The sequence below is a fragment of the Serratia symbiotica genome (genome assembly GCF_000821185.2).
GTDB lineage: Bacteria > Pseudomonadota > Gammaproteobacteria > Enterobacterales > Enterobacteriaceae > Serratia > Serratia symbiotica.
In genome coordinates, this window is record NZ_CP050855.1 from 2,029,838 (window position 1) to 2,049,407 (window position 19,570).

Here is a 19,570-nt window from a genome sequence, read left to right on the forward strand (position 1 = left end):
CCAGTGATTGGAGAATAATATGGCACGTCAGACAAAGCCCCTTAACAACACCGAAGTCAAAAATGCCAAAGCGACTGAACGTGCCAGTATTCTGTATGACGGGGACGGCTTAGAGCTACTGGTTAACCCCGGTGGGTCAAAACTATGGCGTTTCCGCTATTACAAACCTTTCACCCGGAAACGGGCGATGATCAGCCTTGGTTCCTACCCTGCTGTATCTCTCTCTGAAGCTCGTCAACTTCGTGAAGATGCCCGTCTTCTATTGAGCAAAGATATTGATCCGCAGGAGCATAAAAGAACCGAACAGTTGCGGCAAAAAAATGCCACTGAGAACACTTTTCAAAAAATCGCTGCCGAATGGTTCAAAACCAAAGAATCAGCGGGGCTGGCAACTCATACGTTAAACGATATCTGGCGATCTATGAGTAAGTATGTGTTCCCACATATTGGCTCTATGCCCATTGCTAATATCACGGCTCAGCAGTTCATCGGAGCGTTAGAGCCAACACACGCTGCCGGAAGACTCGAAACGGTTAAACGTCTAAGCCAGCGTATCAATGAAGTTATGGATTACGCCCTCAATTCTGGGCTGGTATCTGTAAATCCCGCTGCACGAATCAGACGAACATTCCATAAACCGAAGCTAAAGCACCGCCCTGCCCTACCACCAGAGCAACTCCCCCTTTTGATGAAAACTCTGGCATTTGCCAGTATTGGACGTCAAACCCGCTGTCTTATCGAATGGCAATTGCTTACGATGATCCGACCAGCCGAAGCGTCAACGACTCGCTGGGATGAGATCGACTTTGAGGCAAAGGAATGGCGTATTCCCGCAGGCCGCATGAAGATGAAGCGTGAGCACATCGTTCCGCTTTCTGAGCAAGCTTTGGCTATTCTGGAAGTGATGAAGCCCATCAGTAAGCACAGAGATTATGTTTTCCCTGGCTACCGTAATCCACTTGAACCGATGAATAGTCAGACAGCGAACATGCGTTGAAACGTATGGGCTTCAAAGATCTGCTGGTGGCTCATGGCATGAGATCTATTGCTTCAACAATTCTCAACGAGAAAGGATTTCCTCCTGACGTTATCGAGGCTGCTTTAGCTCATATCGATACTAACGAAGTCAGGAGAGCCTACAACAGATCACAGTATCTCGAACAACGTAGAGAGATGATGAACTGGTGGGGTGAGTATGTAGAAGCGGCATCCTATGTAAACTCATCAATCAGTGTTGTTGGCAAATTAACCTCAACAGAAGGATATGTCGTTTAAAAATCTATAATTGCTCTCATAATTGAGCTTTCTCACAGTTATGAACAAGATAGTGAACATTTTGCATTTCAAATACAGCCTGCTCATAAGTGCGGCATCCATTCCACCCAACTTTGAGCGCCACTTGTAAAAACTGGCGTTACTGATGCCTGCTACGCCATGTATAAAGCTGAGATTCGTAAAGGCTTAATTCACGGGCAGTAGCAGCAATACCGATGCGATCAGCGAGTTTAAGGGCCTCCAGACGGAACTCTGGCGAGTGTTGTTTGCGGGGCTTTTTGCTGGTTGTAGGTAGTTTAGTCATGTAAGTCTCCTGGTTAAGAGTTTACTCACTTAGTCGCCTGTCCACTATTGGTGGGTAAGATCAAACGGTATTGGGCCTCGCCTGCTGGTTCCGATGAACGGATTAAATTGTTAAGATGCAGGACATAAGCCATGAGGCGGAGAAAATAATGAAATCTGTAGAGCTATTTGCCGGAGCTGGCGGTTTGGCTATGGGATGTGAGATCGCTGGTTTTGAGCATCTTGCCGTTGTTGAATGGGACAAATGGGCCTGTGACACCGTCCGAGAAAACAAAAAACATGGTTTTCCGTTATTGTGCGACTGGGATCTGTTTGAAGGTGATGTAAGGTCGTTTGACTGGTCTCAGATTCCAAAAGGTATTGATCTTCTTGCCGGGGGGCCACCTTGTCAGCCGTTTTCCATTGGTGGTAAGCACAAGGCTAATTCTGATACGCGAGATATGTTTCCAGCGACAGCAGAAGCGATCAGACAAATTCGTCCTAAGGCTTTCATCGTCGAGAATGTGAAAGGACTGACCCGGTCAACCTTTGCGAGCTATTTCCAGTACATCCAGTTGCAGCTTGAGTTTCCTCAGGTCGCGCCGAGAAATGGAGAGGACTGGAGCGAGCATTTGAAACGCTTGCAGGAAGAAAAAACCAGTGGAAGGAACAAGGGGAAGGGGCTGACGTATAACGTTCTGGCTACGCTGGTTAATGCCGCAGACTATGGCATTCCACAGAAGCGTGAGCGTGTCTTCATTGTTGGCTTCCGCGATGATCTTGAAATTGAGTGGTCTTTCCCTAAACCGACTCATAGCTATGATGCTCTTGTTTATGATCAGTGGGTTACTGGTGACTACTGGAAACGACATGGTTTAAAAATGCCTGAGATCCCGAGCAAGATGGTTAACAGGGCTGCTAAACTGCGTAAGAATCCGCCTGATACCCTACCTTGGAAAACTGTAAGGGATGCTATCGCGGATTTACCAGATCCAAAGACAAAGGCAGCTAAAAAGATTCGTAACCATACATTACAAGATGGAGCGCGAACTTACCCCGGTCATACAGGAAGCCCATTAGATCTGCCTGCTAAAACACTGAAAGCCGGAGATCATGGCGTTCCTGGTGGGGAGAATATGCTCGTGCGAGATGATGGTTCTGTACGTTATTTTACTGTTCGCGAAAGTGCCAGAATTCAAACGTTTCCAGATAGTTATCGTTTTCATGGTAGCTGGACTGAAACTATGAGGCAGTTGGGTAACGCAGTGCCGGTTCATCTGGCGTATTGCATTGCCAGCAGTGTAGCGGAAAAGCTGCTGATCTCTGAAATCGGGAACATCCTCAAGCAGGGTGGTAATAATAAAAGGGTTTCTGCATGACAGGTAAGGTCATACCATTTAATCCACTTGATAAACATAATTTAGGTGCCAGCGTTGCGGAAGCCTTATTGAGCAAAGATGCTCATCCTCTGGAAGAGCTAACCTCATTTCTTGGAGCAGGGATTTACGCGATTTATTACACTGGCGATCATCCTGCTTATGCACAGCTGGCAGAACTGAATCGTGATGGACAATTTCGATTGCCTATCTACGTAGGAAAAGCTGTCCCAGCAGGAGCAAGAATGGGGCTTACTAACCCTGATAAGGTTGGCAACGTTCTATTTAGACGCCTTAAAGAACATGCCGAAAGTGTTCGAGCAGCCGAAAATCTCTCGATTGAAGATTTTTATTGTCGATTTTTGGTTGTTGATGACATTTCGATTCCCTTGGGAGAGTCGCTGGTCATCTCTCGCTTTAAACCTATTTGGAATTCTTCTATTGACGGCTTCGGTAATCATGATCCTGGTAAACATCGCTATACTGGTTTGCGTCCCCGCTGGGATTTTATGCACCCAGGGAGAGGATGGGCACAAAATCTGCGTGAGCGTGATGAGACAGTTGATGAATTGATTAGGGATGCGAGGCAATACTTGCAAAACTTACCGCCCTGTTTAGCCCAGAAGTTCATCGAAGCAGAGGGTGATTAAGTTGTAGCACGGGGGATGGCACCCTCGTGCGTGTCTGTCTGTATGTTAAGGTAACCACCTGAATTTATTGTTTTTAATTTCAGATAAAATCAATGTCTTGCAACGCTGGCTAAAAATAATACTATGTAGTTTCACACAGCTACATAAAGGACGTCAGCAATGTTTATTAAAAGTCTAAAAATAGAAAATTTTAAAGGGTATCATGGTGAGAATAATAGCCTTCAATTTAATATACCAGATGGAAATACCGAAGGTAGCGGCCTAAATATCTTTGTTGGTGAAAATAACTCCGGGAAATCAACTATATTTGAAATAATGGATTTCATCAAGGATGGAACAAAGAAAAATATAGAAGATCTCCTTAGTAAATCTGTCCCTGATGATATCCCAGAGCACCTTTCGGCGGAAATTATATTTACAGGTAACTTGTCAGAAATTATTGCTGCTCATGTTCAAGGGAATAAAGTTGCATCCTTCAATAGTCATATATATGACGATAATGGGATTCAGTGTTTCAGAGTAAAAAGAAGTAGTAGTGAGGTAGGGGAGAAGAGAATACTATTCTGGAATGGAACGGATTTTACTAACCCAAGCGGGATCGATGCCCCGTTCAAAAAATTTTATGATAACAATTTTATCTGGGCTGATACAAATCCAAATAACGAAGCAAAATTTGGTTCAACAACAATATGTGGCTCTCTCTTGAAGGAAATTGCACTTGGACATGTGGACACAGAGGAGTATAAAGAGTTTAGTGCTATGTTTCAGGATGTTTTCAATAATCCTGATTCACAGTTGAGAAGAAAGTTATCAACTGTTGAACAACAAGTTAAACAGATATTCTCTGAGCAATTTGGTCATGCAGATATATCATTTCTATTTGAAGAACTACAGGTCGAAAATTTCTTTAAGACTATATCTATAATGGTTGATGATGGTGTTAATGTCCCTATGGGTGAAAAGGGACATGGTATGCAAAGAGCTTTGGCTTTATCTTTACTCCAAGTGTATGCTGAGATTGCCTGTAATGCTCATGGTGCTGGGATCAGTAAGCCATTTTATTTATTTATCGACGAACCCGAGATTTGTTTACATCCATCAGGGCAACAAAAGCTCTTAGATGCCTTGATGATTATTTCCAAGAGCAAACAGATATTTGTAACCACACACTCTCCTTTTTTGCTTTCATCCCCACATTTAAAAAATGTTGGCCTTTTTATCTTCAAGAAAGACAACAATAAGTCTTATATCGAAAGGGCTGATACTTCTCCTCTGTTTGCATGGAGTCCATCGTGGGGTGAGATAAGTTATAAAGCCTATAATTTAGCGACGGTTGATTTACACAATGAATTATATGGGGCATTACAAGATAAAAGTGAGAAATTTTTTGAAAATAAATTTGAGCAATGGCTCGTTTCTCAAGGTTTAAACCAATCAAAAAAATGGGTCAGAGAAAAGAAAGGTGTGGCGCAGCAACCTAATGACGTAACATTGCAAACATTTATACGAAACCATATACACCATCCTGAAAATGAAACTATGCGTACCAACCTATATAATAAAAGTGAATTGGAGCAATCTATTTCAGAAATGATACGCCTCCTCTGATTTAAATATCGCGAGCCTGTCCCTAATTCTGTGTAACTGCCACCGTATTAAATGTATTAGTCGCGACTTGATCTGACACATGACCTTGAAAGGTTGAGAGTTACCGGTTTTGAAGCGATGTCACCGCAGACGAACGGCATCTGCGAGCGGTTCCACAGGACGATATTGCAGGAATTTTATCAGGTGGCGTTCCGCAAAAAGCTGTATGGCGAACTCGACACATTACAATCGGATCTTGATGAATGGCTGGCTCACTATAATAATGAGCGAACCCATCAGGGGAAAATGTGCTGTGGTCGGACGCCAATGGAAACATTACTTGAAAGATACGCAGCGGCCTGTGGTGCCAGTATCAAGATTGTCATGGGCTAAATTTCCCATATAAGGCGGCTTTATTGAATAAATCAGATCCCGGGCGAGCGTCCCTGTAGCTGGTCGGATTTTCAGGCAATACGAACGCTTTCTGGCATACCTGCCTTCGTCATCTTGTTCAGGGCACGCACCATGGCCAAAGCCTCTGCTACCTGACCGTCGTAGTCTCGCAGCGTCAGTGAGCCTCCGAACAGATGTTTTACCCGGTACATGGCCGTTTCCGCTATTGAGCGACGGTTAACTTTTACTTTGAATTAGTTATAGTGAGCTATCATGTTAAATAAAAAAAGCAACAGCCTCAATAAGAAAGTCAAAGAAAAATATAATAAATATCAATTAGTTAAGTGGTGAGGTGCTACGCGGGATTAATGATGTAATTCATTCATCTAACAAAATAGACTGTCAAAATGTCAAATTTCGCTCCCATTACCCCATATTAAGACGCAACTGTTAACCGACTGATTGACAAGTTAATCGTCATATTTTATCTTCGCTCCCATTACTCCAATGAGCAGCAGAAATTCCAGACTTAGGGGAATTTATAGGGCTAATTTATATACTATTAATATCATTTATATACTATCATTTATATACTATTAATATCTATGATATATAACTAACATCATATTTTATTTGGGAGTTTTTTCGTGAATTATTATCCCCCACCAAAATTACCTGCACCTGCAAGTGCTCATTACTACATAGAACGAGGGGTGGCAGACATTACTCCGAAAGACACTAAAAATAAGGAGGATATAAAGTTCCTTATTACTGTAAGAAGTGGGTACGGCTTGCCGTTTATAACAACTAGCAATACAGGTGAACCTGCTGTGAACCTAAATGGTAATTCAGGTTTCAATATAATCACTCGTCTCGAGTCGAGCTACAAAAGTTATACAACCACTTCTTGTACTGCCTGTACGATGCAAGCAGGTCCGCCACAGAATCTGGTGTCACATGGCGCGGTGTTCTACCACATTAGCAATACCGGTGGCTTAGCCGACTTTTATAACCAGATGGGCCATTTTTCCGGCGATGCCGCTATGTTGTATAACGAAGGCACGATAAGTGGTACCCTGCAAAATGAAGGCAGCGCCAAGGGGGCTGTCGCTGAGATTTGGAACTCTGGAACACTCAATATAATCTCAAACGCTGCTACCGGTATGATAGAAGGTAAAACGGCCGCTATCATCAATCTGAGCGACGGATATATTAGGAGTTTGACGAATAATGGCACGCTATCCGGTGGTCAATACGCGGTGGTAAACCAAGGACGGTTGGATAGCCTGACCAATACAGGAACAATGACTGGCGGTATCATCAACTATGGCACCATTACCGGTAATGTTGCGCTTGGTAGTGCCAAGCTGATTTTCGCGGGTGACAGTGCAAAAGTTGGTGGGGTTATTTCCTGGAATGGTGATAAGGATGTCAGTGTTGGTCATGGCAGTAAGGTGGCCGTGGGTGATAACACTGAATCAGCGTCATACACAGCGGATGGTTCGGTATACGCAGAGAATATTGCTGTGGCATCAGGCAGCAAACTCATCGTATCGCAAGAGGCCGATTGGCATGCGCTGGCTACGCAGGACGATGCTTTCAGTAACGCGGGCACCCTGGTGATGAACAGCGACAGTATCCTGAGCGGTAATCTAACCAATAGTGGCACCCTGATAATGGGTGACCAGCAATACCTGAGTGCAACTCTTTCCGGGGATATGGTGAATAGCGGGAAAATTGTACTTAACCCTACCAGCTATAGTGCCGGTAATACTCTCACCATCAATGGAAACTATACTGGGACTGAAGGTAGCGTCATCTCGTTAGGCAGCGTGCTGGCCGATGATGACTCCCTGACCGACAAACTGGTCATCACCGGTGACACTACGGGCAGCAGTATCCTAAACATTTTCAATGAGAATGGTTCAGGGGCACAGACGCTGAGAGGTATTCAAGTGGTATCCGTAGGGGGCAAATCCGATGGTATTTTCATCCTGGGCAACCGCGTAGTGGCCGGCGCCTATGACTATAGTTTGCATAAAGGCAGCCTGGCCGACCCGGCTGACGACAAGGGCTGGTATCTGACTAGCGCCATCCCACAGCCCAATCCCACTGTTCCGAACGAACCCACTGTTGTCGTGCCGTTAACGCCAGATTTACCGGAGGATGCGGAACCAGCGCTAATGGTACGTCCGGAAACAGGTGCCTATACGGATAACTTGAAGGCATCCCGCTCACTCTTTAATGTCTCACTGCACGACAGATCTGCGGGGATCCACACAACCTCAATGTGGATACGTAACGAAGGTGGACGAAATAAGACCGAACTGTCTGATGGACAGAATACGACAACAGCCAAACGCTATGTCATGCAGATCGGTGGCGACGTTTTGACGTGGGAGTCAGGGAAGGGCGGTAAGGCCGTGCTGGGCGTCATGGGTGGCTATGCCGTCCAACATGGTAGCACGCACAACCACCTTACCGATCATGGCGCAAAGAACAGTGTGAGTGGTTACAGTACTGGGCTTTACGGGACCTGGTATCAGAACTGGTCTGACAAATCCGGTTTGTTCATAGACAGTTGGCTACAGCATGGCTGGTTCAACAATGAGGTGAAAGGGGAGGATTTATCACCGGAGACTTACAAAAGTCGCGGTCTGAGCGCCTCACTTGAGATCGGCTACAGCCAGCATCTGGCTACCTTTTTGACCCAAAAGGAAAGAGAAAACAGCATCTGGTTGCAGCCGCATGCGCAGGTTATCTGGGCGGGCGTCAAGGCGAATGACCACACCGAGCAGAACGGTACAGATGTCCAGGGTACCGGCTCAGACAACGTGCTAACGAGGCTGGGCCTGCGGGCGTATCTGGATAACAGAAGCCTAAAAGACAACGATAAGGCGAATTTCCGGCCTTTCATTGAAGCAAACTGGGTTTATAACAGTAAAAATGACGGGGTGCGGATGAACGATGAGCAGGTTGGTGTGAATGGCGGACACAATACGCTTGAGATGAAAGCGGGTGTAGAAGGAAAACTAAACCGCAACTTGAGTGTATGGGCAAGTGTGACCCAACAACTGAGTGGTAAAGGCTACAATGATACTGAAGGTACCTTGGGCTTGAGGTATCAGTTTTGACCCTGTCAGTTAATTCTGTGTAACTGCCACTGTATTAAAGGTGATCGCTCAGGCGGTCACCGAACTCGATAATAAAACGACTCATTGCCAGCCGCCAGTTCTTGATCGGCATACTCCATTTTTTTGATGCATCCTTGATCGCCAGATAAATCACTTTTCGCACCGAGTCGTCTGTCGGGAACAACTTTGCGCTTCTTGATGGCTGCACGGATCACGCTGTTCAGCGACTCGATAGCGTTGGTCGTGTAGATGGCTTTGCGGATATCGGCTGGATAGCCGAAGAACGTATTGAGATTTTCCCAGTGTGCACGCCAGCTTTTGCTGATTTGCGGGTATCTGTCGTCCCAGGCCTCCGCGAACTTATCCAGTGCCATCAGCGCAGCCGCTTCAGTCGGTGCCTGGTAAACCGTTTTCAGCCCGCCTGTGATGGCTTTGTAGTCTTTCCACGCCACGTATTTCAGGCTGTTGCGCACCCTATGGATGATGCACAGCTGGATATGCGTCTGCGGATAGACGCTGTTTATCGCATCCGGGAAGCCCTTCAGACCGTCTACGCAGGCAATCAGGATATCCTGATTGCCCCGGTTCTTCAGCTCTGTCAGCACGCTGAGCCAGAACTTAGCCCCTTCGTTTTCTGCCAGCCACATGCCCAACAGTTCTTTCTGGCCTTCAGTATTAATGCCCAGCGCGAGGAATACGGCTTTGTTAATCACGCTGCCGCCGTGACGCACTTTTACAACAATACAGTCAAGGTAAACAATGGGATACAGTGCATCCAGAGGCCGGTTTTGCCACTCTGTAACCTGCTCTTTAACCGCATCGGTGACCTTAGATATCAGCGTGGGAGACACGTCTGCGTCGTACATTTCTTTGAACGTAGCGACGATTTCGCGGGTTGTCATACCTTTGGCGTACAGGGACAAAATCTGGCTGTCCATCTGCGTGATACGCGTCTGGTTTTTCTTTATCCACTGCGGCTCGAAGGTGTTTTCACGGTCACGTGGCGTGTTCAGTTCGATTTCGCCATCGTCGCACAGCAGCGTTTTAGAGGAATAGCCATTACGGGTATTCGAGCCGGATTTTGGGGCATTTTTCTCGTGCCCGAGGTGGTCGGTCAGTTTAGCGCCGTTTCGACGGTTAACTTCGTCAGCATGCGGGAAAACGCATTGAGATCTGCGTCGGTTTTAAGGCCTTTAGCCAGTTCAGCCGCGAGGGCTTTAAGTTTCTTTTTGTCCATAATTTACCCGTCTCCGTTACTGGAGTGAACATATCAAAAACAGGCAGATACACAATTTAAATTACAGTCTCCCTCTGAGGTTTATATGTTGTATCCAGTTGCTATTGACAAAGGCAATTCATTCTTCGGCGTTCGCGTACCCGATATTCCTGGCTGCTTCTCTGGTGGCGACAACTACCAGGATGCGATCGAGAGTGCGTGCGAAGCCATCGAGGCACATATTGAATTGTTGGTTGACGATGGTGAGGCGGTACCGGAAGAAACCAGCGTTGAAAACTGGCGGTCTGATCCAGATTATGCCGACGTCTGGGCGCTCGTCGATGTGGATATCACCCGGCTTATGGGCAAAGCGGAGAAAATTAACGTGACACTTCCTTCTTTGCTGATTCGTCGTATCGACCAGTTTGTCGCCGCTCACCCTGAGTACAGCAGCCGCTCCGGCTTCCTCTCGCGGGTTGCAACTGATAGAGTGAAATCGTTAAGCCCTGTAAGGGCGGTGGCTCGGTTAGGTCAACCTCTGTCAAAAAGGATATGCATATAGATGGAAAATAAAGTCAATACTCCATTCTCACGATTCGAAAGCTTAGGTCACATGTGTGATTCATAGACATCGTTTCACTATAATGCCTCACGATGAACAGTGAAATTCAACAGCGATTGCTGCGGGTAAAACTCTATGTAAATTCTGGTGACGCGGGGCTTGTTTGTCGCCGTTGTGGTATCTCGCGCCCTACATTACGTAGTGGTTACACAACCCTGGTGCGCGTTTTTTAACGTACTCACAACAGCATTAATGCTGACATGTAGCGCCCGTGCGGTATCCCAACTACCGATATTGTTCATCGCAAAGTCAACAATTTGCTCTTTCATTCCGGGCAGGCAGGCGCGGTAAACATAATCAATCGAAAGGTTCGTCAGCATAGCTGACAGCAATAGCGTGGATGTTTAGCCTTACCCAGTCCATGCTTTTTAGCCAATTTGATCTATCCACAAAACGGGCATTTTACGTCAACTTTAGCCATCCGATGCTCTCTGTAAAAAAGCAATTTTACAACACGGTCAACATGTTGAGTAAATGACCAAAACAGGTGTATTTACAGTTGAAGCTGGCACCGTACAGCCAAGCCTTGCCCATAGAGTCGAAAGTGTATGGCCCTTCTTTGATGCTGATTTTCTGGCCGTGCATGTAGGAAACCCCCACATCAACTGAAGCGTCCTTGTTGAATGCGTAGGAAACACCGGTGCTCAGCCACAGGCGGTTCTGATCCGGGATCGAGATGGAGCGGTACTGTACAGGTACTGGGCTGACATCAAAGGCGATACCAGTACGGAAGATCCAGTTATCGTCGTAAAAGTAAGTCACGCCCAGTGCGGTGCGATAGGCATCGCGGAAGTCTTCGTTCTTCTTTAACAACACCTGTTCGTTGTTTGTGGCCTTTAACTCTTGGAACTGGCTCCAACGAGTGTAGGTCAGGTTATAATGAACAGCCCACTGTGGTGCTACCTTGTTGTAACCGGACAGTTCACCTATCTCAGGCAGGTTCAGGGGCAAATGCGCTGGAATGGTGTTATTGCTGGTGCCGAGTGGCAAGCCTACCGCGCCGAGGAATGGGTTGTACTGGGTCGGTAGGTCGCTTTTGTAGTTACCATCAAACTTGATTTTCACTACGGAACGGTAGGTAAAGCTGTAACGGTTGTTTTCATCCCTTTCATACAGGATGCCAACGTTCCAGCCATAGCCCCATTTGTCACCTTCAAGATGAGAGATTTGGGTATTTGCCGGGAGTCGTGAGACCGGGTCGAGCAACTGCGGTGGCAATTGACCTGAACTGGCAAACAACTTCGGCAAATCGCCAGCATAGCGATCGATTTTCGCTTTGGCATACACAGCGTTGCAGCCTAAGCCAAAACTGAAGTGTTGATTCAGACGGTAGGCACCACTCAGGTTCACATTCAGGGTTTTCAGATCGGTTTTGCCGCCTACGGAACCGGCCATATAACCATCATTGTATTTGGTAGCCAGGCCATAGTTACTGGTGACTGAGCCTCCCAGGGCAAACTGCTGGTTAATCGGGTGGACATAATGCAGGTTTGGCACCCAGGCGGATGGCGCGATGTTATTGGCGTCGAGGCTGGCACCTGAGGGTGATTTGCCTGAAATATCTACCTGTGGATCGATAAATATCGCCCCGAGGGAAAACTCTGGGCGAGTGTACCGCATCAGGGTAGCAGGATTACGGCTTGCGGAAGCTGCAGTATCCGCTATTGCGCCTTCACCCGAATACGCACGCCCTAAACCGGTGGCTGAAAACTCATTTAGTTGGAATCCAGCGGCCAATGTCTGTGAAGAAATAACTGCCACTGCAATTGCAATAACTGAATTGAGTAAATGGTTTTTTTGTCTCATGACCAACACCTCATTATGATTATGTGTTTATTATTTAAATTGTGTTATGTGAGGTAACAAAGAGAATAGCATTGTATGGGGTATTATCATTCGGACAAATCTGACCAGTAGATAAATTATAGGTATAATCGGGTAGTAGTATTTAAATTTTATTTTTAAATACACCTATACTTATGATAAAAAATTGATTTTTTAATCAATTTAGGGGGGGATAATTACTTTCCATTAGCATGGTTTAAGTGTTATTTATGATTTCCATCACTTAAAACACCTATAAAAATTCAGTACTAGTAATTCTGTTTCGCTGCGGAGTAAAATAGCCTCGGAATTTTTTGGTGTGATGCCAGAAAGTACATAGTATCGGTACGGTATTGGATAACACCGATTGCACAGCATATCTTATAGCCAAGTATTTACTCATCAGCAGGATGCGGAGAAAATGTTGGCCGTATTGAGCGAAATGGCCTGAGCGGTGCAGGCTACTCCTTACGAATATTAACAGTCGCATTAAACCGATTGACGGCAGCGTGTAACTGGCAGACGATTTTATCTTCGCCTGCCAGGCGGGAACATTGATTTTCCAGCTTGGCCTACGTTAATCTCTGTTTTAAACATTGGCGAGGGTTTCACCGCAGTGGTGCTTGCACGCAATGTTGATCTCTGGCGATCTGCCAAATGTAATCATTTAAATAAGTAAGCACTGCTAATGATGCCCGGTCAGGCTTATGCTGTGAACATTATCACTTCTTAACAATCTCACATACTGTACAAAGAGGAGGGATAATCACCCCCCATTAAATAAATTTTATCAGGGGCAGGTTGAAATTTAACCCATTGAATTGATTGTTATGCGAGCAACTTTGTCCGCGCACGAGCGCGGTTGATGTAAAAAACAGCATTTTCTTTACCTGAACTTTCAGGCAGAATGCCCGGTCGCGATAGAGGCAGCGCGTTATAGCATGTAAGACGTTTCTGTATAGCGTTATTTTGTCAACAACAGCGGTGCAATATGCAAGTTTTTATTATGCGTCACGGAGAGGCGGTACTGGATGCGGCCAGCGATGCGGTAAGGCCACTTACCCTTTGTGGGCGCGATGAGTCTCGCCTGATGGCAGCTTGGCTGAATACTAAGTCTGTGGATATTGAACGGGTGCTGGTCAGCCCCTATCTGCGGGCCAAACAGACACTGGCAATGGTGCGAGAGGCCATGACGCTGCCGGAGGAAGAAGTACTTCCTGAGTTGACGCCGAGCGGTAACACTAAACACGTCGGCGGCTACTTGCAGGCGCTGGCGATGCAGGGGGTGAAATGTGTGCTGATCGTCTCCCATTTACCGTTGGTTGGATATCTGGTGGCCGAGCTGTGTCCGGGGGAAAGCCCGCCGATGTTCGTCACGTCCTCCATCGCCAATGTCGAACTGGCGGGTAATGGTCACGGCAAATTTGAATGGCAAGTGAGTCCATCGCAGGTAATAGCCAAAGTCTGAATGACCGAAGGGCGATGTTTGACATCGCCCTTCGTCGTTTCTGCCCCCTTACTCCGCCAGTTCGACCAGCAGCAGAATGGCCGCATTGCCGCCCCATGCCTTCGGTGCCTGGTGGAACGCCAGCACATCGGGGTGCTGCGCCAACCACAGCGGCGTTTGCTGTTTGAGAATGTGTTTGCCATGACCATGCATCACACAGGCACAGTGTACATGCTCACGTTTGCAGGCGGCGATCAGCGCCCCCAACTCCTGTTTGGCCTGCCTCTGAGTTAGGCCGTGCAGATCGAGAAACAGATCCGGTGAATAGTCGCCCCGGCGCAGCTTTCTCAGTTCGAACGGGTTGCTGCCGGGGCGGACATAGCGCGGTGGGCCTTCCTCTTCCAGTAACGGCTGATATTCATCTGAGAAGTAATAGCTAGCGTTAACCTGCTCTTGCAGCAGCCGCGACGGCGCGATCTGTTTAAACTTTGGCTTGGGCCGACAGTGGGCGACAGCATCCTGTGGCAGTTTTTTCGCGTCCGCAACCGACTCTCTGAAGAGTTCCCGTTCATCTTTGCTCAAAGGGAGCTGATTCTTCATTCTCATTATTCACCGGAAATTATTTATTCTTTTATTTTACCTCGTGAATGAATACTGTCGAAGCAAAACTGTAGTGGTCAACTAAAACTGGCCACCGCGTTAGAGTTTTTCCAGTATCGGTTTTCCGATTCGTTTGGTGGTAACCCACCGTTATATTCATGCGGCCTGAGCGCGCTGTAATACCCAACGATATAGTCCGTTATTGCGTGGGCTGCATCGCTGAAGTTTATGTAACCCGTCACCGGTACCCATTCGTTCTTCAGACTCCTGAAGAAGCGCTCCATTGGGCTATTATCCCAGCAGTTTCCACGCCGACTCATACTCTGTCTGATCCGATACCTCCACAGTGACTGCCGGAACTGTCTGCTTGTGTAATGGCTGCCCTGATCGCTGTGGAACATCACTCCGGCTGGTTTTCCCCGGGCCTCCCACGCCATCTCCAGCGCTTTGATGGTCAGCCTGCTGTCCGGTGAGAACGACATTGCCCAGCCCACCGGTTTTCTCGCGAACAGGTCGAGAACAACGGCGAGGTAGGCCCAGCGCCTGCCTGTCCAGATATAGGTCACATCGCCACACCACACCTGATTAGGCTCTGTCACTGCGAACTGCCGCTCAAGGTGATTCGGGATAGCGATGTGTTCAAGGCCACCGCATTTATACCGATGAGTGGGCTGTTGACAACTGACCAGCCCCAGCTCTTTCATGAGCCTGCCGGCGAGCCATCGTCCCATCCTGAAGCCCTTCATGGTTGCCATAGTTGCGATACTCCTTGCGCCAGCAGAGCCATGGCTGACGCTATGCAGTTCCAGTACCTGGCTGCGTAATACAGCTCGTCTGCCATCTGGTTTTTCAGGACGGTTTTTCCAGTATTTGTAGCTGCTGCGATGAACCCCGAACACGTGGCAGAGTGTGACCACCGGATAATGCGCTCTGAGTTTCCCGATTATCGAGAACTGTTCAGGGAGTCTGACATCAAGAGCGCGGTAGCCTTTTTTAATATTTCGTTTTCCATTTCAATACGTTGTATTTTTTTCCTCAGCTCACGTATTTCAATTTGTTCAGGAGTAATGGGAGAGGCTTTAGGTATTTTTCCCTGCCGCTCATCACGCAACTGCTTCACCCATCGCGTCATTGTGGAAAGGCCGACATCCATAGCACTGGCTGCATCTGCCACGGTGTAGTTCTGGTCAACGACCAGTTGAGCGGATTCGCGTTTGAACTCTGCACTGAAATTTCTTTTTTTCATTGAAGCACCTGTAATGTCCTGAGGTGAGCATATCACCTCTGTTCAGGTGGCCAAATTCAGTGTGCCACTACAGCCACTACAAACCCAGGCTAGAGTGAAAAGCATAAGGGGTTAGCGTGATTTGTCATGGGCTTCATGGCAAACTATGTAACTAAATCATGCATTGTAGTGCCTGCCGGAGGGCAAATTGGACAAAATTTTCGTCGATGAAGCCGTGAACGAGCTGCACACCATTCAGGATATGCTGCGCTGGGCGGTGAGCCGTTTCAATGCCGCCAATATCTACTATGGTCACGGAACCGATAATCCATGGGATGAAGCGGTGCAATTGGTGCTGCCAAGCCTGTTCCTGCCGCTGGATATTCCAGAGGACATGCATACTGCCCGTTTGACTTCTAGCGAACGCCATCGCATCGTGGAACGCGTGATCCGCCGCGTCAATGAGCGCATCCCGGTCGCATACCTCACTAATAAAGCCTGGTTCTGTGGCATGGAGTTCTATGTGGATGAGCGTGTGCTGGTGCCGCGTTCACCGATTGGCGAGCTGATCAACGATCGTTTCAATGCCCTGCTCCCACATCTGCCACAGCGCATTCTTGACATGTGTACTGGCAGTGGCTGCATTGCCATCGCCTGCGGCAATGCTTTCCCGGAAGCAGAAGTGGACGCCGTGGACATCTCCAACGAGGTTCTGGCAGTTACCGAACGCAATATTCAGGCTCATGGTGTCGAACATCAGGTGATCCCTATCCGTTCCGATCTGTTTCGCGATGTTCCCGCGATCCAGTATGATCTGATCGTCACCAACCCACCGTATGTCGATGCGCAAGATATGTCCGATCTGCCGCAAGAGTTCCGCTTTGAGCCAAAACTGGGTCTAGCGGCGGGCGACGATGGCCTGAAGTTAGTGCGCCGCATCTTGGCCTGTGCGCCGGATTATCTGAGCGACGATGGTGTGCTGATTTGTGAAGTAGGCAACAGCATGGTACACCTGATGGAACAGTATCCAGATATTCCGTTTACCTGGCTGGCGTTCAAAAACGGCGGCGATGGCGTATTCATGCTGACTAAACAACAACTGATTGATTGCAAGGCGCACTTCAGCATCTACCACAGCTAAGTAGAATGCCTGTAACGATAATGACTACCGGTAAGGAGCCGTGATGGCAGGAAACACTATTGGGCAGATCTTCCGCGTCACCACCTTTGGTGAATCTCACGGGGTAGCGTTGGGCTGTATCGTCGATGGCGTGCCGCCCGGTATCCCGCTCACTGAGGCCGATTTACAACACGATCTGGATCGTCGGCGTCCGGGGACTTCTCGGTATACTACCCAGCGCCGTGAACCGGATCAGGTACGCATCCTCTCCGGTCTCTTTGAGGGAGTGACCACCGGCACCAGTATTGGGCTGATGATCGAGAATACTGATCAACGCTCCCAAGATTACAGTGCCATCAAGGACGTGTTCCGTCCGGGGCATGCCGACTACACCTACGAACAGAAATACGGCCTACGCGACTATCGCGGTGGTGGCCGTTCTTCGGCGCGTGAAACTGCAATGCGCGTGGCGGCTGGGGCGATAGCCAAGAAATACCTGCGGCAAGCATTCGGCGTGCGAGTGCGCGGCTATCTGGCGCAGATCGGCGATGTGACCTGCGAATTGCAAGACTGGGAACAAGTCGAACGGAATCCGTTTTTCTGCCCTGCCCCGGAAAAGCTGGGGCAGCTTGATGAACTGATGCGCATTTTGAAGAAAGAAGGCGACTCAATCGGCGCTAAAATCAGCGTGATCGCTGAAAATGTGCCAGTTGGCTTGGGCGAGCCGGTATTTGACCGCCTAGATGCTGACCTGGCGCACGCGCTGATGAGCATCAATGCGGTAAAAGGCGTGGAAATCGGCGATGGTTTTGCCGTGGTGACCAAACGCGGCAGCGAAAACCGCGACGAAATCACCCCGGAGGGCTTCCAGAGCAATCACGCGGGCGGCATCCTCGGCGGTATCAGCAGCGGCCAGCCGGTGATCGCCCATCTGGCATTGAAACCCACTCCTAGCATTAGGGTGCCGGGGCGCACCATTAATCGCCAGGGCGAGGCGGTGGAGATGGTCACCCGTGGCCGTCATGACCCCTGTGTGGGTATTCGTGCAGTGCCGATCGCCGAAGCGATGATGGCGATTGTGTTGATGGATCACCTGCTGCGCCAACGCGCGCAGAACGGTGATGTGGTTTCCGAGATCCCACGCTGGTAATAGACCATGAAAAACTGGATGTTGACTCTCGCTGCCCTGATGGCATCAGGTTCTGCCATGGCGTTGACGCCGTGGCAGAAGATCGAGCACCCGGTGGCTGGCGCGCCGCAGGCGGTGGGCAGCTTTGCCAATGGCTGCATTATCGGTGCCCAGCCACTGCCGCTAAACTCAACGGATTATCAAGTGATGCGCATCGACCAGCGCCGCTATTTCGGTCACCCAGATCTGCTGGCATTTATTCAGCGTCTCAGCCACAAAGCTCACCAGAAAGCGTTGGGTATGGTATTGATCGGCGATATGGCGATGCCAGCCGGCGGGCGTTTCAACAGCGGTCATACCAGCCATCAGTCGGGGCTGGATGTTGATATATGGCTACAACTGCCACCTCAGCGCTGGAGTGCGCAACAGTTGTTGCAACCGCAACCGCTGGATCTGGTTTCCAGCAATGGCAAACAGGTGGTGGCAGGCCAGTGGCAACCGCAAATTGGCTCCTTGATCAAATTGGCAGCCCAGGACGCCACAGTAACGCGCATCTTCGTCAACCCGGCGATCAAACAGCGTCTGTGCCTAGACGCTGGCGCTGACCGTAACTGGTTGCATAAGGTGCGGCCATGGTTCGGTCACCGTGCGCACATGCATGTACGCTTGCGTTGCCCGGCCAACAGCCTGGAGTGCGAAGATCAGGATATGCCACCGCCGGGCGATGGCTGCGGTAGCGAACTGGCTAGCTGGTTTGTGCCGCATCAGCCGAGCGCCAAGCAGGGCTTGCCGCCGCCGTTACCACCTAGCTGTCAAGCATTGCTGAGTAATCATTTCGCAGCGGAGTAATAAATAAATGGACTGCTTAATTGTTGGCCGCGAGATGCTTGGGATTTTGTTCGCAGTAGCGTTGTTGGCAGGTTTTATTGATTCCATCGCTGGCGGCGGTGGGTTACTGACGGTACCGGCTCTGATGGCAGTGGGGGTACCCCCAGCGCAAGCGCTGGCGACCAACAAGTTACAATCGGTAGGCGGGTCTTTCTCCGCCAGCCTGTATTTTATCCGCCGTCGCGCGGTAAATCTCAACGACCAGAAGCTGACCATCCTGCTGACCTTGATAGGCTCGAGCATCGGGGCGATTCTGGTGCAGTATATGCGCGCCGATCTGTTGCGGCAGACGCTACCGTTGCTGGTGATCGGCATCGGTCTGTATTTTTTGCTCATGCCACGGTTAGGTGAAGAAGGCCGTCAGCGTCGTCTGGGGGCTTTGCCGTTTGGACTGCTGGCTGGGGGGGGTGTCGGTTTTTACGACGGTTTCTTTGGCCCCGGTGCTGGCTCCTTTTATGCGCTAGCCTATGTGATACTGTGCGGTTTTAACCTTGCCAAATCCACCGCGCATGCCAAGGTGCTGAACTTCACCTCAAACGTTGGCGGACTGGCACTGTTTATCATCGGCGGCAAAGTGGTATGGAGCATTGGCTTGGTGATGCTGGTGGGCCAGGTGCTGGGGGCACGTTTGGGGGCGCACATGGTGATGACCCGTGGGCAAACACTGATCCGGCCGATGATCGTCATTGTCTCGCTGGTGATGAGTGGCAAGCTGCTATACGACAACCACGGCGCAGAAATCCAGCAGTGGCTAACGCAGCACCTATAGCAGGTAACAAGAACGGGATTACCACTTTATTTT

The 19,570-nt window shown here is 48.8% G+C and carries 13 protein-coding genes and 7 pseudogenes; 13 read left to right on the top strand and 7 right to left on the bottom strand.

Annotated elements, in window-relative coordinates; genetic code table 11:
• Nucleotides 1–19: 19 nt before the first annotated feature.
• Nucleotides 20–1,275, top strand: a pseudogene (locus SYMBAF_RS10200) (integrase domain-containing protein).
• A 142-nt stretch (nt 1,276–1,417) separates the two neighbouring features.
• On the opposite strand, the pseudogene SYMBAF_RS10205 reads toward SYMBAF_RS10200, so the two are convergent.
• Nucleotides 1,418–1,579 (bottom strand): annotated as a pseudogene (locus tag SYMBAF_RS10205) (transposase); the annotation flags it as partial.
• A gap of 148 nt (nt 1,580–1,727) precedes the next feature.
• Here SYMBAF_RS10205 and SYMBAF_RS10210 point away from each other — a divergent pair.
• From SYMBAF_RS10210 to SYMBAF_RS10225, 4 genes and pseudogenes are all read left to right on the top strand, one after another.
• Nucleotides 1,728–2,936, top strand: coding sequence for a DNA cytosine methyltransferase (locus SYMBAF_RS10210; RefSeq protein ID WP_040265456.1), 1,209 nt, complete (start codon nt 1,728–1,730; stop codon nt 2,934–2,936).
• A complete protein-coding gene (locus SYMBAF_RS10215) occupies nt 2,933–3,583 on the top strand; it encodes an Eco29kI family restriction endonuclease (RefSeq protein ID WP_040265368.1) in 651 nt (216 codons plus the stop codon). The genes SYMBAF_RS10210 and SYMBAF_RS10215 overlap by 4 nt, the downstream gene beginning before the upstream one ends.
• Before the next feature lie 159 nt (nt 3,584–3,742).
• On the top strand, nt 3,743–5,191 hold the full coding sequence (locus tag SYMBAF_RS10220; protein WP_040265367.1) for an ATP-dependent nuclease: 1,449 nt from the start codon (nt 3,743–3,745) through the stop codon (nt 5,189–5,191).
• 102 nt (nt 5,192–5,293) lie between these two features.
• A pseudogene (locus SYMBAF_RS10225) lies at nt 5,294–5,563 on the top strand (integrase core domain-containing protein); the annotation flags it as partial.
• A 71-nt stretch (nt 5,564–5,634) separates the two neighbouring features.
• Here SYMBAF_RS10225 and SYMBAF_RS10230 read toward each other — a convergent pair.
• A pseudogene (locus tag SYMBAF_RS10230) lies at nt 5,635–5,802 on the bottom strand (IS5/IS1182 family transposase); the annotation flags it as partial.
• Between the two features lie 684 nt (nt 5,803–6,486).
• On the opposite strand from SYMBAF_RS10230, the gene SYMBAF_RS10235 reads away from it, so the two are divergent.
• The gene (locus SYMBAF_RS10235) at nt 6,487–8,697 is read left to right on the top strand and encodes an autotransporter outer membrane beta-barrel domain-containing protein (RefSeq protein WP_052447777.1); all 2,211 of its coding nucleotides are present in this window, start codon (nt 6,487–6,489) and stop codon (nt 8,695–8,697) included.
• Nucleotides 8,698–8,731: 34 nt separating this feature from the next.
• Here SYMBAF_RS10235 and SYMBAF_RS10240 read toward each other — a convergent pair.
• Nucleotides 8,732–9,934 (bottom strand): annotated as a pseudogene (locus SYMBAF_RS10240) (IS256 family transposase).
• A gap of 85 nt (nt 9,935–10,019) precedes the next feature.
• Between SYMBAF_RS10240 and SYMBAF_RS10245 the strand changes: the two are divergent.
• Together SYMBAF_RS10245 and SYMBAF_RS10250 are read left to right on the top strand one after the other, a co-directional pair.
• Entirely contained in the window at nt 10,020–10,475 is a 456-nt protein-coding gene (locus SYMBAF_RS10245) for a type II toxin-antitoxin system HicB family antitoxin (protein ID WP_052447776.1), read from the top strand.
• Between the two features lie 92 nt (nt 10,476–10,567).
• A pseudogene (locus tag SYMBAF_RS10250) lies at nt 10,568–10,675 on the top strand (IS481 family transposase); the annotation flags it as partial.
• On the opposite strand, the pseudogene SYMBAF_RS10255 reads toward SYMBAF_RS10250, so the two are convergent.
• Nucleotides 10,676–10,917: pseudogene (locus SYMBAF_RS10255) on the bottom strand (IS1-like element transposase); the annotation flags it as partial.
• A gap of 65 nt (nt 10,918–10,982) precedes the next feature.
• Nucleotides 10,983–12,341, bottom strand: coding sequence for a long-chain fatty acid transporter FadL (gene fadL, locus SYMBAF_RS10260; protein ID WP_052447775.1), 1,359 nt, complete (start codon nt 12,339–12,341; stop codon nt 10,983–10,985).
• 1,009 nt (nt 12,342–13,350) lie between these two features.
• Here fadL and sixA point away from each other — a divergent pair.
• Complete coding sequence (sixA, locus tag SYMBAF_RS10265; protein WP_040265363.1) at nt 13,351–13,827, top strand: phosphohistidine phosphatase SixA; 477 nt, start codon at nt 13,351–13,353, stop codon at nt 13,825–13,827.
• A gap of 48 nt (nt 13,828–13,875) precedes the next feature.
• On the opposite strand, the gene smrB is transcribed toward sixA, so the two are convergent.
• Both smrB and SYMBAF_RS10275 read right to left on the bottom strand, forming a co-directional pair.
• Nucleotides 13,876–14,406: an endonuclease SmrB gene (smrB, locus tag SYMBAF_RS10270; protein WP_040265362.1), complete on the bottom strand. Its 531-nt coding sequence runs from the start codon at nt 14,404–14,406 to the stop codon at nt 13,876–13,878.
• Nucleotides 14,407–14,483: 77 nt separating this feature from the next.
• A protein-coding gene (locus SYMBAF_RS10275; RefSeq protein ID WP_152609001.1) for an IS3 family transposase occupies nt 14,484–15,652 on the bottom strand; the annotation gives its coding sequence in 2 pieces (ribosomal slippage) (nt 14,484–15,403 and nt 15,403–15,652; 1,170 coding nt in all).
• Nucleotides 15,653–15,839: 187 nt separating this feature from the next.
• Between SYMBAF_RS10275 and prmB the strand changes: the two genes are divergently transcribed.
• The 4 genes from prmB to SYMBAF_RS10295 are packed head-to-tail and all read left to right on the top strand — an operon-like array spanning nt 15,840 to nt 19,537.
• Entirely contained in the window at nt 15,840–16,772 is a 933-nt protein-coding gene (prmB, locus tag SYMBAF_RS10280; RefSeq protein WP_040265361.1) for a 50S ribosomal protein L3 N(5)-glutamine methyltransferase, read from the top strand.
• A gap of 43 nt (nt 16,773–16,815) precedes the next feature.
• Nucleotides 16,816–17,901, top strand: coding sequence for a chorismate synthase (aroC, locus tag SYMBAF_RS10285; RefSeq protein ID WP_040265360.1), 1,086 nt, complete (start codon nt 16,816–16,818; stop codon nt 17,899–17,901).
• A 6-nt stretch (nt 17,902–17,907) separates the two neighbouring features.
• A complete protein-coding gene (mepA, locus tag SYMBAF_RS10290) occupies nt 17,908–18,729 on the top strand; it encodes a penicillin-insensitive murein endopeptidase (RefSeq protein WP_040265359.1) in 822 nt (273 codons plus the stop codon).
• Nucleotides 18,730–18,736: 7 nt separating this feature from the next.
• Nucleotides 18,737–19,537, top strand: a complete 801-nt coding sequence (locus tag SYMBAF_RS10295) for a sulfite exporter TauE/SafE family protein (protein WP_040265358.1) — start codon at nt 18,737–18,739, stop codon at nt 19,535–19,537.
• Nucleotides 19,538–19,570: the final 33 nt, after the last annotated feature.